This is a genomic window from Bradyrhizobium sp. CSA207 (genome assembly GCF_029051685.1).
Lineage (GTDB): Bacteria > Pseudomonadota > Alphaproteobacteria > Rhizobiales > Xanthobacteraceae > Bradyrhizobium.
In genome coordinates, this window is the sequence record NZ_JAACFT010000016.1 from 131,563 (window position 1) to 158,480 (window position 26,918).

Annotated in this window: 21 protein-coding genes; 14 read left to right on the forward strand and 7 right to left on the reverse strand. The window is 65.4% G+C overall.

The window, feature by feature from the left end:
- Positions 1 to 117 precede the first annotated feature (117 nt).
- Positions 118 to 1,026, reverse strand: a complete 909-nt coding sequence (locus GWG65_RS19675) for a LysR family transcriptional regulator (protein WP_275197183.1) — start codon at positions 1,024 to 1,026, stop codon at positions 118 to 120.
- A gap of 98 nt (positions 1,027 to 1,124) precedes the next feature.
- Between GWG65_RS19675 and GWG65_RS19680 the strand changes: the two genes are divergently transcribed.
- The 8 genes from GWG65_RS19680 to GWG65_RS19715 all read left to right on the forward strand — a co-directional run bounded on the left by GWG65_RS19680 (position 1,125) and on the right by GWG65_RS19715 (position 10,708).
- Positions 1,125 to 2,621 (forward strand): CoA-acylating methylmalonate-semialdehyde dehydrogenase, encoded by a 1,497-nt coding sequence (locus GWG65_RS19680; protein ID WP_275197184.1) that lies wholly within the window; start codon positions 1,125 to 1,127, stop codon positions 2,619 to 2,621.
- A gap of 127 nt (positions 2,622 to 2,748) precedes the next feature.
- Positions 2,749 to 3,894, forward strand: a complete 1,146-nt coding sequence (locus GWG65_RS19685) for an isobutyryl-CoA dehydrogenase (protein WP_275197185.1) — start codon at positions 2,749 to 2,751, stop codon at positions 3,892 to 3,894.
- Positions 3,891 to 4,958, forward strand: coding sequence for an enoyl-CoA hydratase/isomerase family protein (locus GWG65_RS19690; protein WP_275197186.1), 1,068 nt, complete (start codon positions 3,891 to 3,893; stop codon positions 4,956 to 4,958). The genes GWG65_RS19685 and GWG65_RS19690 overlap by 4 nt, the downstream gene beginning before the upstream one ends.
- Positions 4,868 to 5,872, forward strand: a complete 1,005-nt coding sequence (gene mmsB, locus GWG65_RS19695; RefSeq protein WP_275197243.1) for a 3-hydroxyisobutyrate dehydrogenase — start codon at positions 4,868 to 4,870, stop codon at positions 5,870 to 5,872. Before GWG65_RS19690 ends, mmsB begins: the two co-directional genes overlap by 91 nt.
- 51 nt (positions 5,873 to 5,923) lie before the next feature.
- Complete coding sequence (locus GWG65_RS19700) at positions 5,924 to 7,642, forward strand: AMP-binding protein (protein WP_275197187.1); 1,719 nt, start codon at positions 5,924 to 5,926, stop codon at positions 7,640 to 7,642.
- Positions 7,643 to 8,122, forward strand: coding sequence for a MaoC family dehydratase (locus GWG65_RS19705; protein ID WP_275197188.1), 480 nt, complete (start codon positions 7,643 to 7,645; stop codon positions 8,120 to 8,122). It abuts the gene before it with no gap.
- 227 nt (positions 8,123 to 8,349) lie between these two features.
- A complete protein-coding gene (locus GWG65_RS19710; RefSeq protein ID WP_275197189.1) occupies positions 8,350 to 9,267 on the forward strand; it encodes an SDR family NAD(P)-dependent oxidoreductase in 918 nt (305 codons plus the stop codon).
- Between the two features lie 202 nt (positions 9,268 to 9,469).
- On the forward strand, positions 9,470 to 10,708 hold the full coding sequence (locus GWG65_RS19715) for a TIGR03862 family flavoprotein (protein ID WP_275197190.1): 1,239 nt from the start codon (positions 9,470 to 9,472) through the stop codon (positions 10,706 to 10,708).
- Between the two features lie 9 nt (positions 10,709 to 10,717).
- Here the strand turns inward: GWG65_RS19715 and GWG65_RS19720 are convergent, their stop codons facing one another.
- Positions 10,718 to 11,935, reverse strand: a complete 1,218-nt coding sequence (locus tag GWG65_RS19720) for an MFS transporter (RefSeq protein WP_275197191.1) — start codon at positions 11,933 to 11,935, stop codon at positions 10,718 to 10,720.
- A 91-nt stretch (positions 11,936 to 12,026) separates the two neighbouring features.
- On the opposite strand from GWG65_RS19720, the gene GWG65_RS19725 reads away from it, so the two are divergent.
- Positions 12,027 to 12,929 carry a LysR family transcriptional regulator gene (locus tag GWG65_RS19725; protein ID WP_275197192.1) on the forward strand — a complete coding sequence of 301 codons (903 nt, stop codon included), beginning with the start codon at positions 12,027 to 12,029 and terminating at the stop codon, positions 12,927 to 12,929.
- 240 nt (positions 12,930 to 13,169) lie between these two features.
- Here the strand turns inward: GWG65_RS19725 and GWG65_RS19730 are convergent, their stop codons facing one another.
- From GWG65_RS19730 to GWG65_RS19740, 3 genes are read right to left on the reverse strand one after another with little or no spacing between them, the layout of a single operon-like run.
- Positions 13,170 to 14,249 carry a D-TA family PLP-dependent enzyme gene (locus tag GWG65_RS19730; RefSeq protein WP_275197193.1) on the reverse strand — a complete coding sequence of 360 codons (1,080 nt, stop codon included), beginning with the start codon at positions 14,247 to 14,249 and terminating at the stop codon, positions 13,170 to 13,172.
- Positions 14,250 to 14,252: 3 nt separating this feature from the next.
- Positions 14,253 to 16,064, reverse strand: coding sequence for an ATP-binding cassette domain-containing protein (locus GWG65_RS19735; protein ID WP_275197194.1), 1,812 nt, complete (start codon positions 16,062 to 16,064; stop codon positions 14,253 to 14,255).
- 2 nt (positions 16,065 to 16,066) lie between these two features.
- On the reverse strand, positions 16,067 to 16,570 hold the full coding sequence (locus GWG65_RS19740; RefSeq protein ID WP_275197195.1) for a YaiI/YqxD family protein: 504 nt from the start codon (positions 16,568 to 16,570) through the stop codon (positions 16,067 to 16,069).
- A 105-nt stretch (positions 16,571 to 16,675) separates the two neighbouring features.
- Here GWG65_RS19740 and GWG65_RS19745 point away from each other — a divergent pair, with 105 nt between their 5' ends.
- Positions 16,676 to 17,476 carry a hypothetical protein gene (locus tag GWG65_RS19745; protein WP_275197196.1) on the forward strand — a complete coding sequence of 267 codons (801 nt, stop codon included), beginning with the start codon at positions 16,676 to 16,678 and terminating at the stop codon, positions 17,474 to 17,476.
- 163 nt (positions 17,477 to 17,639) lie between these two features.
- Here GWG65_RS19745 and GWG65_RS19750 read toward each other — a convergent pair whose 3' ends face one another.
- Positions 17,640 to 20,012 carry a xanthine dehydrogenase family protein molybdopterin-binding subunit gene (locus tag GWG65_RS19750; protein WP_275197197.1) on the reverse strand — a complete coding sequence of 791 codons (2,373 nt, stop codon included), beginning with the start codon at positions 20,010 to 20,012 and terminating at the stop codon, positions 17,640 to 17,642.
- A gap of 209 nt (positions 20,013 to 20,221) precedes the next feature.
- Here GWG65_RS19750 and GWG65_RS19755 point away from each other — a divergent pair, with 209 nt between their 5' ends.
- Together GWG65_RS19755 and GWG65_RS19760 are read left to right on the forward strand one after the other, a co-directional pair.
- The gene (locus GWG65_RS19755) at positions 20,222 to 21,301 is read left to right on the forward strand and encodes a Ppx/GppA phosphatase family protein (RefSeq protein ID WP_275197198.1); all 1,080 of its coding nucleotides are present in this window, start codon (positions 20,222 to 20,224) and stop codon (positions 21,299 to 21,301) included.
- Entirely contained in the window at positions 21,301 to 21,987 is a 687-nt protein-coding gene (locus GWG65_RS19760) for an RlmE family RNA methyltransferase (protein ID WP_275197199.1), read from the forward strand. The genes GWG65_RS19755 and GWG65_RS19760 overlap by 1 nt, the downstream gene beginning before the upstream one ends.
- A gap of 107 nt (positions 21,988 to 22,094) precedes the next feature.
- On the opposite strand, the gene GWG65_RS19765 is transcribed toward GWG65_RS19760, so the two are convergent.
- Positions 22,095 to 23,585, reverse strand: a complete 1,491-nt coding sequence (locus GWG65_RS19765) for an MFS transporter (RefSeq protein WP_275197200.1) — start codon at positions 23,583 to 23,585, stop codon at positions 22,095 to 22,097.
- 459 nt (positions 23,586 to 24,044) lie between these two features.
- Between GWG65_RS19765 and guaB the strand changes: the two genes are divergently transcribed.
- Positions 24,045 to 25,535 carry an IMP dehydrogenase gene (guaB, locus tag GWG65_RS19770; RefSeq protein WP_247386614.1) on the forward strand — a complete coding sequence of 497 codons (1,491 nt, stop codon included), beginning with the start codon at positions 24,045 to 24,047 and terminating at the stop codon, positions 25,533 to 25,535.
- A 309-nt stretch (positions 25,536 to 25,844) separates the two neighbouring features.
- Positions 25,845 to 26,867: an NADP-dependent oxidoreductase gene (locus tag GWG65_RS19775; protein ID WP_275197201.1), complete on the forward strand. Its 1,023-nt coding sequence runs from the start codon at positions 25,845 to 25,847 to the stop codon at positions 26,865 to 26,867.
- Positions 26,868 to 26,918: the final 51 nt, after the last annotated feature.

Genomic DNA, 26,918 nt, shown 5'->3' on the forward strand with positions numbered 1-26,918 from the left:
GCGTAACCCACCATCTAGTCCCTACGATCTCGTCTCTTGCTGTGGCGTGGTGGATTACGCCTTGCGCTGTGGTTGTTGAGCCACGGTTCATTGGGGTCGGCTAATCCACCCTACAACTCACCGCCCCGCGAACAACGCCCGCTCGCGCTCCACGATCTCGCTGATGTAATCGGCCACCGCGCGGATCCGTGCGAGGTCCTTGCTGTCGGCGTGCATCAGCATCCAGAAGGTGCGGGTGATCGAGACGTCTTCCGGCAGCACCGGCACGAGCTGCGGATAGTCGCTCGCCATGAAGTGCGGCAGCACGGCGATGCCGAACCCGGCGAGGGTGGCGTTGAGCTGCGCGATCAGATTGGCGCTGCGGAGGCGCGCCGAAATCCGGGGCGAGACCTGCGGCAGATAATCAAGCTCAGGCGTGAACAGCAGTTCCTCGATGTAGCCGACGAAGCGGTGCTGCGGCAGGATTTCGCGTGAGGTGATGGCCGGGAAGCGCTCGAGATAGGCGGGCGCGGCATAGAGCCCGAGCCGGTAGTCGAGCAGCTTGCGGCCGACGATCCGGCCTTCCTTCGGCATGGTCAGGCTGATGGCGATGTCGGCCTCGCGCTTGGAGAGGCTGAACAGCCGGGCGGTGGCCACCAGCTGCAAATCGAGATCGGGATACCGGTCCGCGAACGGCGCCAGCCGCGGCGCCAGAAAGGCGGTGCCGAAGCCATCCGGTGCGCCGATCCGCACCGTGCCCGTCAGCCGCGCCACCGAGCCGCCGACCTGCTCCTGGTTGGCGACGATGGTCGATTCCATGGTTTCCGCGCTGTCGGCGACGCGCTGGCCGGATTCGGTGAGGAGGTAGCCGGTCTTGCGCCGGTCAAACAGTTTTGCCGAGAGGTGCTTTTCAAGCCGATCGACGCGCCGGATCACGGTCGCGTGGTCAACGCCGAGATGCTTTGCCGCAGCCGAGACCGAGCCGCCCCGCACGATGGCCAGCACGAAGCGAAAGTCGTCCCAGTCGATGCTACCTTGATCCAGCATTTTCGCACATCTAAGGTGCAATATATCAGACTTGAATCCTATAAAATGCAGGTCGATAGGATTTGTCAAAGCGGATCAGGCCTCAAGGAGATCATTCCATGCGTTCAGTCGGACATTTCATCGGTGGCAAGGAGGTCAAGGGCACTTCGGGCCGCACCGCCGACGTTTTCGAGCCGATGACCGGTGACGTCCAGGCCAAGGTGGCGTTGGCGTCCAAGGCCGAAGTCCGCGCTGCCGTCGAAAACGCCCGTGCCGCGCAGCCGGAATGGGCCGCGACCAACCCGCAGCGCCGCGCCCGCGTGATGATGAAGTTCGTCGAGCTGGTGCAGCGCGACTACGACAAGCTCGCCGAGCTGCTCGCGCGCGAGCACGGCAAGACCGTGCCCGACGCCAAGGGCGACATCCAGCGTGGCCTCGAGGTTGCGGAATTCGCCTGCGGCATCCCGCATCTGATGAAGGGCGAGTACACCGAGGGCGCCGGCCCCGGCATCGACATCTATTCCATGCGTCAGGCGCTCGGCGTCGTCGCCGGCATCACGCCGTTCAATTTCCCGGCGATGATCCCGATGTGGAAGTTCGCGCCTGCCATCGCCTGCGGCAACGCCTTCATTCTGAAGCCGTCGGAGCGCGATCCCGGCGTGCCGATGATGCTGGCTGAACTGATGATCGAGGCGGGTCTTCCGGCCGGCATCCTCAACGTCGTCAATGGCGACAAGGAAGCGGTCGACGCCGTCCTCGACGATCCCGATATCAAGGCCATCGGCTTCGTCGGCTCCACGCCGATCGCGCAGTACATCTACGAGCGCGCAGCCCAGACCGGCAAGCGCTGCCAGTGCTTCGGCGGCGCCAAGAACCACGCCATCATCATGCCTGATGCCGACATGGATCAGGCGGTCGACGCCCTGATTGGCGCCGGTTACGGCTCGGCCGGCGAGCGCTGCATGGCCGTCTCGGTTGCTGTGCCCGTCGGCAAGCCCACCGCCGATCGCCTGATGGAAAAGCTGATCCCGCGCGTCGAGAGCCTCAAGATCGGCACCTCGATCGACCCGTCGGCCGATTACGGCCCGCTGGTCACGCGCGAGGCGGTCGAGAAGGTCAAGGGCTACATCGACATCGGTATCAAGGAGGGCGCAACGCTCGCCGTCGACGGCCGCGGCTTCAAGATGCAGGGCTACGAGAACGGCTTTTATCTCGGCGGCTCGCTGTTCGACAACGTCACCAAGGACATGCGGATCTACAAGGAAGAGATCTTTGGCCCGGTGCTCTCGGTCGTGCGCGCGCACGATTACAAGGAAGCGCTGGCGCTGCCGTCCGAGCATGATTACGGCAACGGCGTCGCGATCTTCACCCGCGACGGCGACGCCGCGCGCGACTTCGCGGCCAAGGTCAATGTCGGCATGGTTGGCATCAACGTGCCGATCCCAGTGCCGATCGCCTATTACACCTTTGGCGGCTGGAAGAAGTCGGGCTTCGGCGATCTCAACCAGCACGGCCCGGATTCGGTTCGCTTCTACACCAAGACCAAGACGGTGACCTCGCGCTGGCCGTCCGGCGTCAAGGAAGGTGCGGAGTTCTCGATCCCGCTGATGAAGTAGGGCTATCACCCAGCCCGTCATTGCGAGGAGCGTAGCGACGAAGCAATCCAGGGTCTTTCCGCGGAGACGGTCTGGATTTGCTTCGCTGCGCTCGTAATGACGGTGGGGCAAAAGGTAAGCGGCAACGATGCAGTTCGCTCTGAACGAGGATCAGGTCGCGGTTCGCGACATGGCGTTGGCGTTTGCGGCGGAAAAGATCGCGCCGCATGCGCTGCGCTGGGACGAGGAGAAGCATTTCCCGGTCGAGGTGATGCGCGAGGCCGCAACGCTCGGCATGGGCGGCATCTACATCCGCGACGATGTCGGCGGCTCCGCCATGACGCGGTTCGACGCGGCGCTGATCTTCGAAGCGCTGGCGACGGGTTGCCCGACCACCGCGGCCTTCATCTCCATCCACAATATGGCGTCCTGGATGATCGATGCCTACGGCAGCGACACCCAGCGCCAGAAATGGCTGCCAAAGCTCTGCACCATGGAGCTGATCGCGAGCTATTGCCTCACGGAGCCTGGCGCCGGCTCTGATGCGGCAGCGCTGCGCACCCGCGCAGTGCGCGACGGCGATCATTACGTGCTCAACGGCCAGAAGCAGTTCATCTCCGGCGCCGGCGGTACCGACCTCTTAGTCGCAATGGTACGCACCGGCGGCGACGGCCCGGGCGGCATCTCGACGCTGGTTATCGACGGCAAGACGCCGGGCGTCTCTTTCGGTGCCAATGAGCGCAAGATGGGCTGGAATGCGCAGCCGACCCGCGCGGTGATGTTCGAGAACGCCCGCGTGCCGGTGGCCAACAGGTTGAGCGAGGAGGGCGTCGGCTTCAAAATCGCGATGGCCGGCCTCGACGGCGGCCGCCTCAACATCACGGCCTGCTCGCTCGGCGGTGCGCAGACCGCGCTCGACAAGGCGCGCGCCTACATGAAAGAGCGCAAGGCCTTCGGCAAGCGGCTCGACGAATTCCAGGCGCTGCAATTCCGTCTCGCCGACATGGCGATCGAACTCGAGGCCGCGCGCACCTTCCTGTGGCGCGCCGCCGCCGCGCTCGACCGCAAGGACCCGGACGCCACCATGCTGTGCGCGATGGCGAAGCGGTTCGGCACCGATGTTGGTTTCGAGGTCGCCAACCAGGCGCTCCAGCTGCACGGCGGCTACGGGTACTTAAGTGAATACGGTATTGAGAAGATCGTGCGCGATTTGCGCGTGCATCAGATTCTCGAAGGCACCAATGAAATCATGCGGCTCATCGTGGCGCGCAAACTGATCGAGGGCGCGCGATGACGGCTGTGGAAGAGGGCGACCTGGTCGCCCGCATCGAGGGCGCGGCCGGCGTGATCCGGCTCAACCGCCCCAAGGCCATCAATGCCGTGACGCTGGAGATGTTTCGCGACATCGAGAAGGCGCTCGACCGCTTCGAGACCGATCCGGCCGTCGCCCTGATCCTGCTCGAAGGTGCCGGCGAGCGTGGCCTGTGCGCCGGCGGTGACATTCGCACGCTCTGGGAAAGCTCGAAGGCCAACGGCGATCTCGGCACGATCCTGTGGCGTGAAGAATACATCCTCAACGCCCGCATCAAAAGATTTCCAAAGCCCTATGTCGCGTTCATGGACGGCATCGTGATGGGCGGCGGCGTTGGTCTGTCCGCGCATGCCAGCCACCGGATCGTTACCGACCGCACCAGGCTTGCGATGCCCGAAGTCGGGCTCGGCTTCTTTCCCGATGTCGGCGGCACTTGGCTGCTGTCGCGCTCACCAGGCGAGATCGGCAGCTATTTCGGCCTGACCGGCCAGACCATGAACGGGCCGGATGCGATCCACGCAAGATTTGCCGATTGGGTGGTGCCGACAGCGAATTGGCCAGAGCTGCGCGATGCGCTGACGAAGGTCTCTCAAAGCGTGACCGCGGTCGATGTGGGCAAGCTGATCAACGGCTTTGCGACCGGCGAGGCCTCTGGACCGGTGGCGGCAAAACAGGCGTCCATCGACGCGGTGTTTGGCTTCGACCGCATGGAAGACATCATCGCCGCGCTCAAGCGCGACGGCTCCGAGTTTGCGATAGCGACGCTGAAGGCGCTCAGTGAGAAATCGCCGCGCGGCATGGTGGTGACGCTGAAGCTGCTGCGGCTGGCGCGGAACGCGTCGAGCTTGGAAGAGTGCCTGGTGCGCGAATATCGCGCCGCGCTGGAGGTGTTCCGCAGCGACGATTTCCGCGAGGGCGTCCGCGCCGCCGTGATCGACAAGGACCGCAATCCGATCTGGTCGCCGCCGCGGATCGAGGACGTCACGCCCGACATACTGGCGCCGTATCTCGCCGAGATTGGCGCCGACGAACTCAAGTTCAACTAACAACGCTACAAGCGGAGGACAACGAGATGGCCACGATCGCATTCATTGGTCTCGGCAACATGGGCGGCCCGATGGCGGCCAATCTGGTCAAGGCCGGCCACAAGGTGGTGGCCTTCGACCTCGTCGAGGCCTCGCGCGCGCAAGCCAAGGCCGACGGCGCGGCCATTGCCGAGAGCGCGGCCGGCGCGGTGAAGGGCGCCGATGTCGTCGTCACCATGCTACCGGCCGGCAAGCACGTGCTCGGCGTCTGGAACGAGGTCGTCCCCGCCATGACCAAGGGCGCGCTGATCATCGACAGCTCGACCATCGACGTCGAAAGCGCGCGCCAGGCGCATGCGCTCGCGGCCAAGCATGGCGTGCTGTCGGTGGATGCGCCGGTCTCCGGCGGCACCGGCGGTGCCAAGGGCGGGACGCTCACCTTCATGTGCGGCGGCGACGACAAGGCGTTCGCCGCGTCCAAGCCCGTGCTGGAAAACATGGGCAAGAAGATCGTGCATTGCGGCGGCGCCGGCGCAGGGCAGGCGGCAAAGATCTGCAACAACATGATCCTCGGCATTTCCATGATCGCGGTCAGCGAAGCCTTTGCGCTGGGCGAGAAGCTTGGGCTCTCGCATCAGGCGTTGTTCGACGTCGCCTCGACATCTTCAGGTCAGTGCTGGTCGCTGACGAGCTATTGCCCGGTGCCGGGCCCGGTGCCGACTTCGCCCGCCAACAACGACTACAAGCCGGGCTTTGCTTCCGCGCTGATGGTGAAGGATCTGACGCTGGCGCAGGACGCTGCAAAGGCCGCAGGTGCGGCGACACCGCTCGGCCAGCATGCGCAGGAGATTTATCAGGCGTTCGATAGAGCGGGCCAGGGCGGGGTGGATTTTTCCGGAATTATCAAGCACGTTAGGGGGCTGGCCGGGAAATAAGGTCGTCTATCCTTGGACGACACGGATCTGCGCGGAGGGAGACGACCTGAGATGACGACGTTTCAGGAAGCGCGCGCGTTCCTTCTGCAACACCGTACGGACTACGAGACCGCGGTCCAAGGTTTCCGCTGGCCCGATCCGGTTCCCTTCAACTGGGCGCTCGACTGGTTCGACGCCGAATTGGCGGCGAGCGCGGAGAGCAAGGACCGGCCCGCGCTCTGGATCGTCGATGCCGCTCAGGACCGGCAAACCAAGCTGTCCTTCGCGGCGCTGTCGCGCCGTTCCAACCAGGTCGCAAACTTCCTCCGCGCGCAGGGATTGAAGCGCGGCGATCATCTTCTGCTGCTGCTCGGCAACGTGGTTCCGCTGTGGGAGACCATGCTCGCGGCCATGAAGCTCGGCGTCGTCGTGATCCCCGCCACCACGCTGCTGACCGCCGACGAACTGCGCGACCGGCTCGACCGCGGCAAGGCCAAGGCGGTGGTCGCAGCACAGGATCAGGTCGCGAAGTTTGCGAGCCTCGGCGCGGAGAATATCGTCCGCATCGTGGTCGGCACGGCTTCCGATGGTTGGCTCGCCTACGATGAAGCGACGAGGGCCTCGGACACGTTCGCGCCCGACGGCCCGACCAACGCCGACGACCCGATGCTGCTTTATTTCACCTCGGGCACGACCGCAAAACCAAAGCTGGTGCGGCACAGCCAGCGCAGCTATCCCGTCGGCCATCTCTCCACCATGTATTGGATCGGGCTGAAGCCCGGCGACGTCCATCTCAACATTTCCTCGCCCGGCTGGGCCAAGCACGCCTGGAGCTGTTTTTTCGCGCCGTGGAATGCAGGCGCGACCGTGTTCGTGGTCAACCAGCCGCGCTTCGACGCCAAGGGCCTGCTCGCCACCATTGGCCGCTGCGGCGTCACCACGCTGTGCGCGCCGCCGACGGTGTGGCGTCTCTTCATCCAGGAGAACCTTGCGTCCTTCAAGGTCGCACTTCGGGAGGTCTGCGGCGCCGGCGAGCCGCTCAACCCTGAAGTGATCGACCAGGTGCAGGCTGCCTGGGGCCTCACCATCCGCGACGGTTACGGCCAGACCGAGACCACGGCGCTCGCCGGCAATTCCCCGGGGCAGGCCATCAAGATCGGCTCGATGGGCCGCCCGCTGCCGGGCTATCGTGTGCAGGTCAGCGACGCCGACGGCAACCCAGCGAAGGAAGGCGAGGTGACACTGATGCTGGGCTCGAACCGCCCCGCCGGCCTGATGCAGGGCTATCAGGGCGACGACGGCGAGGTGTCGGGCGCGGAAGGCGAGTTCTATCGCAGCGGCGACGTCGTGTTCGCTGACGAAGACGGCTATCTCACCTTCGTCGGCCGCTCCGACGACGTCTTCAAATCTTCTGACTACCGCATCAGCCCGTTCGAGCTGGAGAGCGTGCTGCTCGAGCACGAACTCGTCGCCGAGGCCGCCGTTGTACCCAGCCCGGATCCGATCCGGCTCGCGATCCCCAAGGCCTTTGTGCTGCTGACGTCGGGCGCGGAGCGCTCGCCGGAGACCGCGCTCTCGATCTTCAGGCATCTCCACGCGCGTCTTGCGCCGTTCAAGCGCATCCGCCGCCTCGAAATCGTCAGCGAGCTGCCGAAGACGATCTCCGGAAAAATCCGCCGGGTGCAGCTGCGGCGGCTCGAGCGCGACGACGACCGCAACGATCCCCTGCGCGGCCACGAATTCCGGGAAGAGGATTTTCCGGAGCTGTCGAAAACACGGAGCGAGACCTAAGTGAACGAAGTCTGGAAGAAGCCGCCGATCACGCTTGAGGCCTATCAGGCCATGATCGGCAAGGAGGTCGGCGTGTCGTCGTGGCACCTGATCGACCAGCCGCGCATCGACACCTATGCCGACGTGATCGAGGACCACCAGTTCATCCATGTCGATCCCGAGCGCGCAAAGAAAGAAACCGCCTTCGGCACCACGATCGCACACGGCTTCCTGACGATGTCGCTGCTGTCGATCATGTCCTATGAGGTGATGCCGGTCATCGCCGGCACCACGATGGGCGTCAATTACGGCTTCGACAAGCTGCGCTTCATCTCGCCGGTGCGGTCAGGCAAACGCGTCCGCGGCCGTTTCGTGCTGGCGGAAGCCAAATTGCGCAAGCCCAACGAATTGCAGTCGCGCACCAACGTCACGGTGGAGATCGAAGGCGAGGACAAGCCCGCGCTGGTCGCGGATTGGCTGGGGCTGATCTATTTCGCCTGAACTCAGGCGTCGTTGCCGGGCTTGACCCGGCAACCCATCGCTGCTCAAAAGCTGTCAAATCTTGCGCGGAGCTCTTCCCCTCTCCCCCTTGTGGGAGAGGGTGGCTTCGCGAAAGCGAAGCCGGGTGAGGGGTCTCTCTCCACACGCTCATCTCCGAGATAACCCCTCATCCGGCGCTTCGCGCCATCTTCTCCCACAAGGGGAGAAGGAAGAAAGGAAGCACACTCATGGCAATCAGGTTTGACGGACGCGTCGCCATCGTCACCGGCGCCGGCAATGGCCTCGGACGCGCGCACGCGCTGGGATTGGCGAGCCGCGGCGCGAAAGTCGTCGTGAATGATTTTGGCAGTGCGCGCGACGGCAGCGGCGGCTCGCTCTCGCCGGCGGAAACCGTGGTGGAGGAAATCCGCAAAGCCGGCGGCACCGCGATGGCCGACGGCGCCGATGTCTCGAATTTCGAGCAGGTCACAGCGATGGTCGAGCGCGCCACGAAGCAGTGGGGCAGCGTCGACTTGATGTGCGCCAACGCCGGCATTTTGCGCGACAAATCGTTCGGGAAGATGGAGGCGGCCGATTTCGAGAAGGTGCTCGACGTGCACCTCGTCGGCACCTTCTACTGTTGCAAGGCGGTGTGGGCGGGTATGCGCGACCGCAACTACGGCCGTATCGTGCTGACCACCTCGTCCTCCGGCCTCTACGGCAATTTCGGCCAGGCCAATTACGGCGCGGCGAAATCCGGCATGGTCGGCCTGATGAACGTGCTCGCGGAAGAAGGCCGCAAGAACGACATCCGCGTCAACATCATCTCGCCAACTGCGGCGACCCGCATGACCGAAGAGCTGCTGCCGCCGCAGGCGCTGCAACTGATGAAGCCGAACGCCATCACGCCGGCGGTCGAATACATGCTGAGCGAGGAGGCGCCGACCCGCACCATCATGGGCGCCGGCGCTGGCTCCTTTGCCGTCATCAAAATTCTGGAGAGCGAGGGCATCAACCTGCCGGAAGCCGAGTGGACCCCCGATGCGGTTGCCGCCCACTTCGCCGAGATCAGCGACATGTCGAAAGCCAGGGCGCTGACCGGCGCATTCGAGCAGACGCAGAAGTACGTGGCGCAAGCTGCGGCTAGGGCGGGTATCAAGCTCTGAGACTGTCATTCCGGGGCGTCGCGAAGCCGCCCGGAACCGTACTTTCCGTCATGGCCGGGCTTGTCCCGGCCATCCACGTTCTTGGCACCGCGGGCGTGGCTCTCGTGGATGCCCGGGACAAGCCCGGGCATGACGACCTGTTCTTTCGCGTCCGGCCTGGCCTAAACTCCCACCATGACATCACCTGGCCTAAACTCCCACCATGACATCACCTGACAACCACGTCGCCGTCATCGGCGCCGGTCCCGCCGGGCTGATGGCGGCGGAGGCGCTGGCGCACGGCGGGGTCCGCGTCACCGTCTACGACGCCATGCCGTCGGCGGGCCGCAAATTGCTGATGGCCGGCCGCGGCGGGCTCAATCTCACTCACAGCGAGCCGCTGCCGCAGTTCATGGCGCGCTATCGCGAGGCGATGCCGAACCTGCAATCAGCGATCGAAGCGTTTCCGCCGGAAGCGTTGCGCGCCTGGTGCGAGGCGTTGGGCGAGCCGACCTTCGTCGGCACCAGCGGGCGCGTATTTCCAAAGGCGTTCAAGGCATCGCCGTTGCTGCGTGCCTGGCTGCGCCGGCTCGATGCAGCGGGCGTGCGCTTCGCGTTTCGTCACCGTTGGACCGGTTGGGACGCCGAGGGCCGCTTGCTGTTTCAAACACCGGGCGGCACGTCCGCTGTTGCCGCCGACGCCACGGTGCTGGCGCTCGGCGGCGCGAGCTGGCCGCGGCTGGGCTCCGACGGCGGCTGGACCACGCTCCTGGCCGACAAGGGCGTTGAGATTGCGCCACTGCGACCGGCGAATTGCGGCTTCACTGTCGCCTGGTCCGACGTCTTCCGCACGCGCTTCGAGGGCCAGCCGCTCAAGGGAATCGCGCTGTCGTTCGGCCCGCACAGCCTGCGCGGTGAGGCGACCATCACGCTCGCGGGAATCGAGGGCGGAGCGATCTATGCGCTGTCGGCCGAGTTGCGTGAGGCGGTGACCGCAAAGGGCGAGGCGGTCCTGCACGTCGCATTGCGTCCGGATGTCGGTCGGGCCGAACTGGTCAAGCGCCTGTCCGCCGCGCGCGGCAAGCAATCCTTCTCCAACTTCCTGCGCAAGGCCGCGCAGCTTCCGCCCGTCGCCGTCGGTCTGCTCCAGGAAGCCGCCATCGGCACGGGCCAGTCACTATCGGCAATGCCGCCGCAACGATTGGCGGAATTCATCAACGCCGTGCCGATCGAGCTCACCGGCGTCGCGCCCATTGCGCGCGCGATCTCCAGCGCCGGTGGCATCGCCTTTGAGGAGCTCGACCCTGATTTCATGATCCGCAAGCTTCCGGGCGTCTTCGCCGCCGGCGAGATGCTGGACTGGGAAGCGCCGACCGGCGGATACCTGCTGCAAGCCTCATTCGCGACCGGCGCCGCCGCGGGGCGAGGCGCGCTGCGATGGATTGCGCGATCGTCTTTCTGATCTGGGCGATCACGACGTCCCGGTTCGAGTCATGAGATCCGTGACGAGACCGAGCACGCCGAAGCTAGCCGCGACCGTGCAGACCGCCGTCCAGCCGCCGTAGCTCCAGGCCAGCGATGCTGCCGCGGCGCCGATCCCGCCGCCGACGAAGAACAGCGCCACGAACAGGCCGTTGATGCGGCCGCGTGCTTCGGGACGCAGCAGGTTGACTGCGCGGCGGCCAAGCGTCTGGTCGGTGGTGATGCCGACGTCGAGCAGGATGGTGCCAAAGCCCAACATGCACAGGGCGGTGATACCGGATTCCAGCACGCCAGCCCAGGCGCAGAGCGCGAGCGAGCCGATGATGAGCAGGTGGGCCGCGAGCAACATGGGGCGTGCCCAGCCCTTGTCGCCCCAGCGGCCGGCGATCGGCGTTGCCGCGGCGCCGACCACTCCGATCAGCGCGAACGCGGCAATTCCCCTGGCGTCGAGGCCGAACGGCGCGTCCGGCAGGCGCAGCGCGACTGCAGACCAGAAGGCGGTGAAGGAGGCCATGACCAGTGCCGCGGTCCAGGCCCGGACACGGAGCACGGGCTCTTCCCGCAGCAGTGTCGGAAAGGAGCGCAGCAATTCGCCGTAGCTCGTGCGCGCCGTCGGCTGAAGTACTGGCAGATAGCGGCCAAGCGCGCCGGCAAGCAGTGCCATCAGGCCGGCTGAGAGGATGTAGTAGGCACGCCAGCTCCAGAGATCGGCGATCAAGCTTGCCGCTGGCCGCGACAACAGGATGCCGATCATCAGTCCGCTCATGACCTCGCCGATGGCCTGGCCGCGACGCTCCGGCGCGACCATGGACGCGACCAGCGGGACTATCATCTGGATCGCCGCACAAGAGGCGCCGAGAACGAAGCTGGCAAGCAGCAGCAGCGTTGGCGTCGGCGCCAGCGCCGTCGCAATTGCGGCGAGGATGGCGCAGCCGAGCGTGCGCAGGATAAGGCGGCGGTTTTCGATGAGATCGACGAGCGGGACCAGCAACAGCAGGCCGAGCGCATAACCGAGCAGCGTCAGCGTGCTGACGAGGCCCGTCTGCCAGTCTGGCATCGCAAGCGATCGGCCGATCAGACCGACCAAAATCTGCGGTGCGAATAAATTGGTGACGACAACGCCGGTGGTGATCGCGCCGAGCCAGATCAGGGGCCGCTCGGAGAGTTGCTTGGAAGGCGCAAGCCTGGTGGTTTCTGAAATGGTCATGTGGACCTCGCAACGATGGTGCGGGTCCTTTAACCGGCCGGGACAATATGCTACAATTCAAATAAGCCTATAAAGAATATGCGAGTTCGTTATGAATACCCATGACCTCGTCGCTTTCGTCGCGGTGGTCGAGACCGGATCGATCGTTGCGGCCTCGGCCCGTCTCAATCTCACTCAGCCCGGTGTGACCCGGCGCATCCAGAATCTCGAGGAGATGTTGGGTGCGCAGCTCCTGGATCGGCTCTCCAAACCGCTCAAGCCGACGGCCGCGGGCCATGAAGCCTATGAGCAGGGCAGGCGCCTGCTCAGGATGCTGGATGACCTCAAGTCCGGTGTTGCGAATGACGGCGTCGTGCGCGGCGAGTTCAGGCTCGGTCTCACGCCGTTTCTGTCCGAGGCCGGGCTCACCGCACCGCTAGACGCGGTGCGTGCCGAATTTCCGGCTCTGGCCGTGCGGGTTGTTTCCGGCTGGTCGCCGCATCAGGTCGAGCGCGTCTGTCGCAACGAGCTCGATGCGGCCGCGATTTGTCTGCCTGACGGCGCCGTGCCCCCGGCGGATCTCCTGGCCGACGATCTCGGTGCGCAGCCGGTCCTGTTCGTCGTCGCACGCGACATCAAGATGCCGCGCATCGTCGACATGGAGCGACTGTCGCAGATGTCCTGGGTGATCAACCAGGATGGTTGCGGATTTCGCGACGCACTGAAGCGTCAGTTCGACGCCGAGCATTTGCCTTTCAACATCGCGGTGGAGGCCCTCGACAGCGAGCTTCGCCTGTCGCTGGTCGCGCGCGGCCTCGGCGTCGGTCTGGTGACGCCGATTGGGTTGAGGCGGAGCGCATTTCGCGACAAGCTCAGGCCGGTCGCGGTTCGGGATTTCAAGCCGGCCGTACGCGCGTGGATCGTGCACCGCCCGCCGGCCGGCCGATTGGCGCGTCCGATCGAGCTGTTTCGTGACGGGCTGGATCGGGAGTTGAAAGCGCTGATCGGCGCTTAGCGCAAGATGAGTCTTTGTTGAATCGATGAGCGCGGCGGAGCTTAAGTCACCTCTCCCGTAGGGAGAGGTCGGATCGCATCGAGAGATGCGATCCGGGTGAGGGGTTACAGACTCACCGAATGCTGCGGCCCTCACCCGGATTGCACTGGACGATGCTTCGCATCGCCAGGCACAATCCGACCTCTCCCCGCTGGGGAGAGGTGAACCGTGGGCCGTCCACCGGACGTCATTTCATCAGTTCTAGCGCAGCTTCCCGCGTGCTGCCACCGGCAGCGTGCCGATGATCTCCTCGCCGCGCACCATCACCACCTCGTCCATCATGTTGACGACGACGCAGACGTGGTTCGGCACGATGCGCACGACGTCGCCGACATTGGGCCGCGTGTTGCTGCGGGACAGGTCGAGGAAACCGTGCTCCTCAGCGAAGCGCGCGATCTTGGCTTCGGGATGCTCCAGGATCAGGCCGTGGCCGTCGAGCCCGCCGGTGTCCGACGTCAGTGTCTTCGAGCCGGCATCCAGAATGCCGCGCTCGGGTGCGGCGCGGCTCACCACCGTCGAATAGATGTGCAGCGCGCAATCGTCCCAGGTGGCGACGCCGGCGGCGACCTGCATGCGATCATTGTAGATGTAAGTGCCGAAGCGATGCTCGGTGCCGCCCTTGAGCTTGCCGATGTTCTTGAGGTTGGGCGTGCCGCCGGTCGAGACGATGGTGGCCTCTAGCCCATGCGCGCGTACGCCGGCCAGCGCCTCATCGTAGAATTTTTGCGCGTCGGCCCAGCCGGTCTCGGTCGGATAGAGCATGAAGCCGGCGAATTGCAGCCCCTTGGACGCCGCGATTTCGCGCGCCAGCGCGATCGCTTCGGCCGACGTCTCGACGCCGGCGCGCTTGCGGCCGGTGTCGCACTCGACCACCACCGACAGCGGCCGGCCCGATGCCGCCGCGGCTTTGGGCAGGCCGGCCACCACGGTCGAATTGTCGGCGGCGACTGTCATGTTGGCCTTGGCCTGCAGCGCGGCGAGGCGCGCCATCTTCTCTTCGCCGAGGAGATTGTAGCTGATCAGGATATTGTCGATGCCGGCATTGGCCATGATCTCGGCCTCGCCGAGTTTTTGGCAGGTGATGCCCTTCGCGCCGGCCGCGACCTGCATCTTCGCGATGGTCGGGTTCTTGTGGGTCTTGATGTGCGGCCGGTTGGCGATGCCGGCATCGTCGCAGGCCTTCTGGATCCGCGCGATGTTGCGCTCGACCTTGTCCATGTCGATGACGGCGCAGGGCGTGCCGTATTCGCGGGCGATCTTGGCGGCAAGAGTGGTTGTCATGGGTTAAACCTGTTCAATCTCTTCGCGGAGCATTTCCAGTTCGAGCCAGCGCTCTTCTGCGGCGGACAATTCGTCATGCGCCTTGGCGATGGCGGCCGATGTATCGTCAAATGTCTTGCGATCCTTAGCGTAGAGATTGGGATCGTCGAGTACGCGTTGCAGCTTGGCGATATCGGCCTGCAACGTCTCCATCTTCTTCGGCAGCATTTCCAGCGCATGCTTCTCGTTGAAGCTCAATCGCCGCTTGGGTGCAGAGGCGGGCGCTGCGGGCCGATCCTCCTTCTTTTCCGCAGGGGCTTGCGTCTTCGCCGTCTCGCGCTTGAGGTCGGCGCCGCGTTGCGTCAGCATGTCGCTGTAGCCGCCGGCATATTCGACCCACTTGCCGTCGCCTTCCGGCGCGATCACCGAGGTGACGACGCGGTCGAGGAAGTCGCGGTCATGGCTGATCAGGATGACCGTGCCCTCGTAATCGCCGAGCATGTCCTCGAGCACGTCGAGCGTCTCGAGATCGAGGTCATTAGTCGGCTCGTCGAGCACCAGCAGGTTCGAGGGCTTTGCCAACGCGCGCGCCAGCATCAGCCGGCCGCGTTCGCCGCCGGAGAGCACCTCCACCGGTGTGCCGCGCTGCTCCTGCGCGAACAGAAAGTCCTTCATGTAGCCGACCACATGCTTCGGCTTGCCACCGACCATGATCTGGTCGCCACGGCCGCCGGTCAGCGCTTCGGCCAAGGTCGATTTCGGATCGAGGCTTTCGCGATGCTGGTCGAGCGTCGCTATTTCCAGGTTGGCCCCTAACCGCACCGTGCCGGAGTCCGGCTGCGCGCCACCGGTGAGCAGATTGACCAGCGTGGTCTTGCCGGCGCCGTTCGGTCCGATGACGCCGAGCCGGTCGCCGCGCTGGATGCGGGTCGAGAAATTGTCGACGATCATGCGCTCGCCAAAGGCCTTGGTGATGCCCTTGGCCTCGATCACGAGCTTGCCGGATTGCTCCGCCTCGGCCGCTGCGAGATTGGCGCTGCCGGCCGTGCCGCGGTAATTGCGACGCTGGTCGCGCAGCGCGTGCAGATTGCCGAGTCGCTTGACGTTGCGCTTGCGCCGGCCGGAGACGCCGTGGCGCAGCCAGTGTTCCTCGTCGACGATCTTGCGGTCGAGCTTGTGCTGGTCACGTTCTTCCTCGGCAAGCACCTCGTCGCGCCAGGCTTCAAATGCGGCAAAGCCACGGTCGATCTGCTTGATCCGGCCGCGGTCGAGCCACGCGGTCGAGCGCGAGAGATTGGAGAGGAAGCGGCGGTCGTGGCTGATCAGCACCAGTGCGCTGCGGCGGCTGTCGAGCTCTTTTTCAAGCCACTCGATCGTGGAGAGATCCAGATGGTTGGTCGGCTCGTCCAGCAGAAGAATGTCAGGCGAGGGCGCCAGCACGCACGCCAGTGCCGCGCGACGCGCCTCGCCGCCGGAAAGGTTTTCTGGGTTCTCGTTACCGGTGAGTTCGAGCTGCTCCAGCAAATAGCGCGCCTGGTATGGATCGTCACCCGGCGCGAGGCCCGCCTCGACATAGGCCAATGTGGTCTTGTGATCGCCGAAGTCCGGCTCCTGCTGCAAATAGCGAACGGTCGCGCCGGGCTGTACGAAACGCGTGCCGCCGTCGGGTTCGACGATGCCGGCCGCGATCTTCAGCAATGTCGATTTGCCGGAGCCGTTGCGGCCGATCAGGCAGACCCGCTCGCTTGCCGCGACATTGAGCTCGACGCCACTCAGCAGCGGCGTGCCGCCGAAGGTCAGCTTGATGTCCTTCAGTTGGATCAGCGGCGGCGCCATCGTCAGCCCTGGCTTGAATTCTGGTTCGTTGCGGCCGCATCAGTGCGGCGGCGCTGGATCCGGCGCAGCGTCTGGTCGAGCGCCGCAAGGAATGTCGAACGATCGCGCGGCGCGAACGATCGCGGACCGCCGGTGACTTCGCCCGCCGAGCGCAGATCCGTCATCAGATTGCGCACCGCCAGCGTCATGCCGATCGACTCTTCCGTGAACGGCTTTCCGTTCGGTGCGATCACGTCTGCGCCTGCCTTGACGCAGCGGCTGGCGAGCGGAATGTCTGATGTGACGACGACGTCGCCGGGTTTGGCTCGTTCCGCGATCCAGTCGTCGGCCGCGTCCATGCCGGCGCCTGCCGCAATCCGCTCAATCAGTGGGTCCTGGGGCACGCGGATGAAATTGCCGGCGACCACGCTCACGGGCACGCCATGGCGGGCCGCGACGCGGTAGATCTCGTCCTTCACGGGACAAGCGTCGGCGTCGACATAGATGCGGTTGGGGGTATCAGTCATTCGCCGCGTGGTACCCCATTCGGGCTGCAAAGGCGAGGGGGATTGACCGTGGTTCCCGGCGGCCTACGATCGACGCCGAAACAACAAGAATTCAGGGAAAACCCCATGCCGAACCGGCTCGAAACCTACCGCGTCAAGGCCCACAACACCGCCAAGCAATCCGAAAACAAGATGCATGACGACACGGTGGCGCGCCGCTTCGGCTTTTCCGGCGGGCTGGTCCCGGGCGTCGATGTATTCGCCTATATGATGCACGTGCCGGTGGCGCGCTGGGGCCGCGAATTCCTTGCGCGCGGGCTGGTCGAGGCGCGCTTCATCAAGCCGGTCTATGACGGTGAGACCGCGGATGTCGATGCGACCGAGCACAACGACGTGCTGACGATCGAGGCGTTCAGTCGCGGCGAGCTGTGCGCCACGGGAGCGGCCTCGTTGCCGGCGACTGTGCCCGCGTTCTCGTTGAACGATTATGTCGAGGTGCCGGCCGCAGCCGAGCGCAAGCCGGTCAGCCCGGCGACGTTCGAGACAGGCAAATGGCTTGGCACCGAGCCCCGCCGGTGGATTGGTCAGGCGGCCGCTGACTATCTCGCCGACATCCGGGAAACCGATCCGATCTTCGCGCGCGAGGGGCTTGGCCATCCCGGCCTGATCCAGCGGGTCATGAACCGGGTGCTGGTGGACAACACCGTTCTGGGCCCGTGGATCCATGTCGGCAGCCGCATGCAGCTTCTGTCAGCCGCGCGCGCCGGTGACGAGATCATTGCACGAGCCAAGGTGACAGCGAACTATGAGAAGAAGGGCCACCGTTTCGTCGAGCTCGACGCACTCGTCGTCAGTAACGGCACGACACCGCTCGCGCACTGCCAGCACATCGCGATCTACCAGCCGCGCGAGCAGGCAGCGGCGTAGGGGAAGAGGTACAGCGCGTCCTCACATTCGCTGTCATTCCCCGCGAAGGCGGGGAATCCAGTACGCCACGGCCCATCGGTCAATCACTAACTTCTCGGAATACTGGATCGCCCGCCTTCGCGGGCGATGACAGTAAGAGTGCGGAGGCGGAAGAGAGCGCCCCTTACGCCGCCTTCCCCTTCGCATCCTGGATCGCCCGCCAGACCCGCTCCGGCGTCAGCGGCATGTCGATGTGCTTGATACCGTAGTCGGAGAGGGCATCGAGCACCGCATTCACGACTGTCGACATGCTGCCGGCACAGCCGGCTTCGCCGCAGCCCTTGCTGCCGAGCGGATTGCTCTTGGCCGGCACCGGGTGGTCGCCGACCGTCATGTTGGGAGCGTCCTCCGCACGCGGCAGCGCGTAGTCCATCAGCGAGCCCGTGATCGGCTGGCCGCTCTCGTCGTAACGAACCTGCTCCATCAGCGCCTGGCCGATGCCCTGGACGACGCCGCCATGGAGCTGGCCCGCGACCAGCATCGGGTTGATCACCGTGCCGAAATCGTTGACGGCGCTGTAGCGCACGATCTGCACCACGCCGGTGTCGGGATCGATCTCGACCTCGGCGACGTGGCAGCCGTTCGGAAAGGCGGAGGGCACCGGCTCGCTGGTGTGGTCGACGTCGAGCGTGTCGGGAACGCCCTCCGGCACCTTGCCGTCATGCAGGCGTTTGGCCAGCTCCATGATGTCGATGCTGCGGTCGGTTCCGGCGATGGTGAAGCTGCCGCCTTCGAATTCGATGTCGACCTCGGACGCTTCCAGCATGTGCGCCGCGGCGCGCTTGCCCTTCTCGATCACGAGCTTCGAGGCCTCTACGATCGCCATGCCGGTCGCAGTGATCGAGCGCGAGCCGCCGGTGCCGCTGCCGGTGTGCACGATGTCGCTGTCGCCCTGAACCAGCTTGACGCTCTCGAAGGGGATTCCGAGCTGCGCGCACAGCACCTGTGCGAACGGCGTGGCGTGGCCCTGGCCGTAATCGAGCGTCCCGGTGATGAGCTGCACGGAGCCGTCAGCATCGAACACGATCTTGCCGAGCTCGGGGCTCGGCGGCGCGGTGACCTCGAGATAAGAGCCGACCGCGATGCCGCGCAGCTTGCCGGCCTTCTTGCTCTCCTTCTTGCGCTTGGCGAAATTCTCGTGGTCGGAGACTTCGAGCGCCTTGTTGAACACCGCCTGGAAGTCGCCGCTGTCATAGGTGACGCCGGAGGAGGCCGGGAACGGCATCTGGTTCGGCTTGATGAAGTTGCGCTTGCGCAAGGTCAGACGGTTGATGCCCATCTCGTCGGCGGCGCGGTCGATCAGCCGCTCCATGTAGTAGTTCGCCTCGGGCCGTCCGGCGCCGCGATAGGCGCCCATCAACGTCGTGTTGGTCAGCACCGTCTTGATGTCGACCGCCATCAGCGGCGTGCGATACACGCTGGAAAAATTCTTGCCGGTGTTGAGCGAGAGCGGTCCCGGTGCGACGCCGGTGATGTAGGCGCCGAGATTGCCGTAGCCCGAGAGCTTGGCGGCGAGGAAGTGCCCCTCGGCGTCGAGCGCGAGCTCGGCATGGATCTTTTGCGCGCGGCCGTGGCTGTCGGAGAGGAAGCTGGTCGAGCGCTCGTCGAGCCACTTCACCGGGCGGCCGAGCGCCTTCGCCGCGTACAGGATGCACATGTATTCGGGATAGTTGATGTTCTTCATGCCGAAGGAGCCGCCGACATTGGCGGTGAGAATGCGCACCTTCTCGTTCGGTACCTTCAGGTTCTTGGCGAGATTGGCGCGGTTGCCCGCCACCCCCTGCGTCGGCACCTGGAGGGTGTAGCGCTCGGCCTTCTTGTCATAGGAGGCAAGCCCGACGCGCGGTTCCATCGAGACGACGGCGACGCGGGTGTTCTCGATGTCGAGCCTGGTCACATGGGCGGCGCTGGCGAAGGAGGCGTTGACCTTGTCCGTGTCGCCATAGTGATAGTCAAGCGCGACATTGTTCGGGATGTGCTCGTAGAGCTGCGGCGCGCCCGGCTTGGCGGCTTCCTCGGGATCGGTCACCGCCGGCAGCGGGTCGATGTCGACTTCGACCGCCTCCGCCGCATCGCGCGCCTGGGCCAGCGTCTCCGCCACCACGAAGGCGATGGGATCGCCGACGAAGCGGACCTTGTCGGTCGCCAGCGGCTGGCGGTTGGTCTGGAGCAGGGGCGAGCCGTCACGGCTCTTCAGCGGCAGGCCGCAGGTGAAGGGGCCATAGCCGGCGGCATCGAGGTCGGTGCCGGTCCACACCCCCAGCACGCCCGGCAGCGCCTTGGCGGCGTCGGTGTTGATGCCGCGAATGACGCCATGGGCATGGGTCGAGCGGACGACTACGGCATGAGCCTGCTCGGGCAGGTTGAAATCGTCGGTGTAGCGGCCCTTGCCGCGCACCAGCGTGTCATCCTCCTTGCGGCGGACCGGCTGCCCGACGCCGTATTTTTGCAGTGCAATAGCGTTTTCGAGCGTAGACGATTTGGTGTGTTCTTGCATGGGATTGACCTGAAAAGCCGGCGATTGCGCGGTTTGTGGGCGCCTGAAGGACCGGATCCCTCCAAATAGCCCACGGACCCGTTCACGACAACGCACGAATGGGCATGGTCCTATGTGATGCGTTGTTGCGCAGACCTGCCGCGCTGCTAATGTTTCAGGCGAAAAAGCAATTCCAGATCGGCCTCACCGGCCGCGGAAAGACAGTTTGTATGAATGACCACACGCGGCTCCGCGACGGCCTTGTGCCGCACGGTGAGCTGGAGGGGTCGATGGCGGCGGTGGCATTCGCCGCTGAACCGGCCGTCCCCGCGCAAGCGCCGGGAACCGGCGTCTACGCGGCGCTGGACCTCGGCACCAACAATTGCCGGCTCCTGATCGCCTGTCCGACCAGCGACGGCTTTCGGGTGGTCGATTCGTTCTCGCGCATCATCCGGCTCGGCGAGGGCGTCTCGGCGACCGGCTGCATCAGCGAGGCCGCGATCGAGCGCGCCATCGTTGCGCTCAGCATCTGCCGCGACAAGATCAACCTGCGCAAAGCGCGGCGCTTGCGGCTGATCGCCACCGAAGCCTGCCGCGCGGCTTCGAATGCGGAAGGCTTTCGCAGCCGCGTCTCGGCCGAGACCGGCATCGAGCTCGAGGTGATCGACCGCGAGACCGAGGCCGCGCTCGCCGTGCTCGGCTGCTCGCCGCTGGTCCATCCCAGGGGACGCGGCGCCATCCTGTTCGACATCGGCGGCGGGTCGACCGAGCTGGTGCGGATCGAGCGCGATCCCGCCGGCGAGAACCCGGAGCCGCGCATCAAGGCGTGGATGTCGATTCCTTTCGGTGTCGTGACGCTGGCCGAGCAGTTCGGCGGCCGCGACGTCACGCCGGAAATCTACGCGCAGATGCAGCAGGAGGTGGCACGCCACGTGGCGCCGTTTGCGCAGGAGCACGGCCGCGATCTCACCGACATGCATCTGCTCGGCACGTCCGGCACGGTGACGACGCTCGCCGGCATTCATCTCAACCTCGCGCGCTACGATCGCCGCCGCATCGACAGCATCTGGATGAACGATGCCGACGTCACCGCGACTATCAGCAAGCTGCTCGGCATGAGCTACGAGGAGCGCGCAGCCAACAACTGCATCAGCGCCGAGCGCGCCGATCTCGTGCTGGCCGGCTGCGCCATTCTCGATGCGATCCGCCGCGCCTTTCCGCTGCCGCGCCTGCGCGTCGCTGACCGGGGCCTGCGCGAAGGCATGCTGGTCGAGATGATGCGCGAGGACGGCGCGCTCAGGAGCTGGTGATGGCCAAGGACACCACCGGCCGCTTGCATGTCCAGGTCAAGACGGGCGGCAAGCGCAAACTGTCGTCAAAGCTCTGGCTGGAGCGGCAGCTCAACGATCCCTATGTCGTGAAGGCGAAAGCGCTGGGCTATCGCTCGCGCGCCGCGTTCAAGCTTTTGGAGATCGACGACAAGTTTCGCCTGCTGAAGCCCGGCATGGCCGTGGTCGACCTTGGCGCTGCGCCCGGCGGCTGGAGCCAGATCGCGGCCAAGCGCGTCGGCTCGGTCGACGGCAAGGGCAAGGTCGTGGCGATCGACCTGTTGGATATGCCGGAGATCGCCGGCGTCGACTTCGCGCAGCTCGACTTCATGGAGAACGACGCGCCGGACAAGCTCAACGCCATGCTCGGTGGCGGCGCCGACGTCGTGATGTCCGACATGGCCGCCAACACCACTGGCCATCGCAAGACCGACCAGCTCCGCATCGTCGGCCTGATCGAGACCGCCGCGGCCTTCGCCTGCGACGTGCTCAAGCCCGGCGGGACGTTCCTCGCCAAGACGTTCCAGAGCGGCGCCGACGCCGATCTGCTCGCCCAGCTCAAGCGCGATTTCGCCACCGTGCGCCACGTCAAGCCGGCTGCCAGCCGGCAGGATTCGTCCGAGCGCTACGTGCTCGCGACCGGGTTTCGGGGCGAAGCGAAGACGTAGCCGTAAACTCCGTCATTGCGAGGAGCCCTTGCGACGAAGCAATCCAGGCTGTCTCCGCGGATGCAGTCTGGATTGCTTCGCCTCGCTCGCAATGACGAGAAGAGAGATCACCCCAGCCTTTGGTCCCGCGCGTCCTGCGTATCCTCGGTCGCCGCCTTGACGGCCGCCTTCGCCGCGCCCTTGTCGGCGCCCTTGCGGCTGGAGATTTCGGTGACCTTGCGGCCGGAGATCTCGTGGCCGGCATCGTCGGGCATCTGCCAGAAGAACCAGCTCGATGCCGCCGAGGTCAGCGCGACCACGATGAAGGCCGGCGCGAATACGGTGGCGTTGAGTTCGCTGACATGGCTGAGCCACATCGTCGTCTCCACCGAGGCGGCGCCGACGGCGACGCCGGCCGAGACCGCCAGCTGCTGGTTGACGCTGACGAGCGTGGTGGCGCGGCTCATCTGCGCGGTCTCGACCTCGGCATAGGCGACCGTGTTGATCGCGGTGAACTCGAGCGAACGGAAGAAGCCGCCGACCACCAGGATGATCATGATGATGAGCAGCGGTGTCGTCACCGTGAACAGCGCACAGGCGGCGAGGAAAACCGCGCTGATGATGGCATTCATCGTCATCAGATTGCGAAAGCCGAAGGCGCGGATGATGCGCGCGGCCAGCGCCTTCATGCCCATGGCGCCGAGCGACGAGCCGAACGTGACGAGGCCGGACTTGAACGGCGACAGGCCGAAGCCGATCTGCATCAGCAGCGGCAGCAGGAACGGCAGCGCGCCGATGCCGAGCCGGAACATGAAGCCGCCGAAAATGGCCGCGCGCAGCGTCGGCAGCTTCAGCAGCGAAAAGTCCAGCACCGGCGATCCCGTGCGCCTTGCGTGCAGCACATACAGCGTCATCGAGATCGATCCGCCGACGACAAGCGCGACGACGGTGCTCCACGGCAGCAGATTGAGGCCGGCAACCGACAGCCCGAACGCAATGCCGGCGAGCCCGATTCCGGCGAGCACCATGCCGTAGAGATCGAACGGCTCGCGTTCCTCGCTCTTGATGGGATCGATGAAGCGCAAGGCCATGAAGATGCCGAGCAGCCCGATCGGGATGTTGATCAGGAAGATCCAGTGCCACGACGCGTAGGTGGTGATGAAGCCGCCGAGCGGCGGCCCGATCACGGGACCGATCAGGGCAGGGACCGTCACCCAGGCCATCGCGTTGACCAGCGCGCTCTTGTTGACCGAGCGCAACAGCACGAGGCGTCCGACCGGCGTCATCATCGCCCCGCCCATTCCCTGGAGGATGCGCGCGAACACGAAATCGGGGACCGAGGTCGAGAGCGCGCAGCCGACCGAGCCGACCATGAACACCCCGACAGCGATCGCAAACACCATGCGCGCACCAAAGCGGTCGGCAGTCCAGCCGCTCGCCGGAATGAACACCGCGAGCGACAGCAAATAGGAGGTGATCGCGAGCTTGAGCGTCAGCGGACTGGTGCCGATGTCGGCCGCGATCGCCGGCAGCGAGGTGGCGATCACCGTCGAGTCCATGTTTTCCATGAACAGGGCGGTGGCCACGATCAGCGGAATGACGCGTTGCTTGTCGATCATGACGGATTGGTAATTGAAATTGGCAGGACGGGTGGAATTGCGGCTTATCACCGCCACCGAGCGGGGACCATTGCGGATCAGCGCATGGCACCTAAATCCTGCGCAACGACGGTGTGACACCTCTCGCCCTTCGTCATTCCGGAGCGCGCCTCCTTGGCGCGAGCCCGGAATCCATTGGGCCGAGAGACCGCTTTGGGATAGATCCCGGGCTCGCGACTTGGTCGCGCCCCGGAATGACGGCGGGTGGGTCGCGCACGGGCTATGCGCGCTGAATTAGCCTAAAAAGCCTGTGCATGGCTGGCCAGCGGTCCGAATTGCTTTGATTCGTCACCCGGCCGTGCTATCGACCCGCGTCAACCCCACTGATGGGCTCCGATTCGACGGCGCTGCCGCAAGGTACGCCGAGGGCGGCGCTCATCCATAGCTATTTGCGGCAAGGCCGCAGGAAGGAGTTGGCACATGGCCACGGTGCAACAAGGCATCCGCGAAGCCTTTACGTTCGATGACGTGCTGTTGAAGCCGGGCCTGTCCGACGTCATGCCGGGCGAGGTCGACATCCGCTCCCGCGTCACCCGCGCCATCCCGCTCAACATTCCGATCATGGCCTCCGCCATGGACACTGTGACCGAGGCGCGCATGGCCATCGCCATGGCGCAGGCCGGCGGCATCGGTGTCATCCATCGCAATTTCGACCCCGAGGGGCAGGCCGCCCAGGTCCGGCAGGTCAAGCGATACGAGTCGGGCATGGTGGTGAACCCGCTCACCATCAGCCCTGACGCCACGCTCGACGATGCGCTCAAGCTGATGAGCGATCACGGCATCTCCGGCATTCCCGTCGTCACCGGCGCAGGCAAGTCCACGCCGGGCAAGCTGGTCGGCATCCTCACCAACCGCGACGTCCGGTTTGCGACCAATCGTCAGCAAAAAATCTCCGAACTGATGACGCACGAAAACCTCGTCACGGTCCGTGAGAATGTCAGCCAGGACGAAGCGAGGCGGATGCTGCATCATCACCGCATCGAAAAGCTGCTCGTCGTCGACGACCAGTATCGCTGCGTCGGCCTGATCACCGTCAAGGACATGGAGAAGGCGGTCGCCCATCCGCTCGCCTGCAAGGACGCGCAGGGCCGCCTGCGGGTTGCCGCCGCCACCACCGTCGGCGATACTGGCTTCGAGCGCACCGAACGGCTGATCGATGCCGGCGTCGATCTCGTCGTCGTCGACACCGCGCACGGCCATTCCCGCCACGTGCTTCACGCCGTGAACCGCATCAAGCGCCTGTCCAACTCGGTGCAGGTCGTCGCCGGCAACGTCGCGACTGCGGAGGGCACCCAGGCGCTGATCGATTCGGGCGCCGACTGCATCAAGGTCGGCATCGGCCCGGGTTCGATCTGCACCACGCGCATCGTCGCCGGCGTCGGCGTGCCGCAGCTCACCGCGATCATGGACGCGGTGGAAGCGGCGAAGAAGTCGAACATCCCCGTCATCGCCGACGGCGGCATCAAGTTCTCCGGCGACCTGGCCAAGGCGCTTGCCGCCGGCGCCGACATTGCCATGGTCGGCTCGTTGCTGGCCGGCACCGACGAGACGCCCGGTGAAGTGTTCTTGTGGCAGGGCCGCTCCTACAAGGCCTATCGCGGTATGGGCTCCGTCGGCGCGATGGCGCGCGGCTCGGCCGACCGCTACTTCCAGCAGGACATCAAGGACACGCTCAAGCTCGTGCCCGAAGGCATCGAGGGCCAGGTGCCCTACAAGGGCCCGGTCGGCAACGTCATGCACCAGCTCGCCGGCGGCCTTCGCGCCGCGATGGGCTATGTCGGCGCGCGCGACCTCAGCGAGCTGCATTCCAAGGCGCAGTTCGTCCGCATCACCGGCGCAGGCCTGCGCGAAAGCCACGTCCACGACGTGACCATCACGCGCGAAGCCCCGAACTATCCGGGTGGGGGTTAGTTGGCTGCGTTCGGCTGCGCGCTGGATTTGGCGCGCTTGCCATATTCCGCTGTCATTCCCCGCGAAGGCGGGGAATCCAGTACGCTGCGGCTTCTCGGCTTGATCACTACTGTCTCTGGAATACTGGATCGCCCGCCCCAGTGCGCAAGTGCGCACAAGGCAGGCGATGACAGTGAGTATGCGGTTCGCGCGCGCCACGAACTCGTCATTGCGAGGAGCTCTTGCGACGAAGCAATCCAGTCCTTTTGTGTTGACGAGACTGGATTGCTTCGCTTCGCTCGCAACGACAGAAAATTGGAGGAAGCCATCATGTCCCAAGGCAAGCGCATCGTTCTCGCCGCGCGTCCCGTCGGCGAGCCAAAGCCGTCCGATTTCCGCATCGAGGAATTCGCGATCCCGACGCCGGGGCAGGGTGAAGTCCTGCTGCGCACGATCTGGCTGTCGCTCGATCCCTATATGCGCGGGCGCATGAGCGAAGGTCCGTCTTATGCGACGCCGGTGCCCGTGAACGGGGTGATGGAAGCCGGCACGGTCTGCGAGGTCGCGGCCTCCAACAATCCGAACTTCGCCAAGGGCGACATCGTGCTCTCGCGCGCGGGCTGGCAGACGCATGCGATCTCCGACGGCAAGGGGCTTGCCAAGGTCGATCCGAAGCTCGCGCCGATCTCGACGGCTGTCGGCGTGCTCGGAATGCCCGGCATGACGGCGTATACGGGCCTGCTCGACATCGGCAAGCCGCAACAAGGCGAGACAGTCGTCGTCGCCGGCGCCTCGGGAGCGGTCGGCTCGGCCGTGGGCCAGATCGCCAGGATCAAGGGCGCACGCGCGATCGGCATCGCCGGCGGCAAGGACAAATGCGACTTCGTCGTGAAGGAGCTCGGCTTCGATGCCTGCCTCGATCACCGCGATCCCGATCTGGCGGCGAAGCTGAAGGACGCCTGCCCTGGGGGTATCGACGTCTATTTCGAGAACGTCGGCGGCGCCGTGTTCGAGGCGGTGTTCCCGCTGCTCAATCCGTTCGCGCGCGTGCCGGTGTGCGGCCTGATCGCCCATTACAACGACACCGAGGCCAAGCCGCCGAAATGGGCCGCGTCCATGATGCGCGCGATCCTGACCAAGCGGCTGACCTTCCGCGGCTTCATCGTCTCCGACTTCGCCGCCCGCCATGGCGACTTCCTGCGCGACATGTCGGCCTGGGTCCGCGACGGCCGAGTGAAGTACAAGGAGTTCGTCACCGAGGGCCTGGAGAGCGCGCCCGGCGCCTTCATCGGGCTCCTCAAGGGCGCCAATTTCGGCAAGCAGTTGGTCCGGGTCGGGCCGGACAAGGCTTAGCTGCAAGGCCTGGTTGCAACGGCGCCACTCTCGGGGCCGGAGATGGTTAAC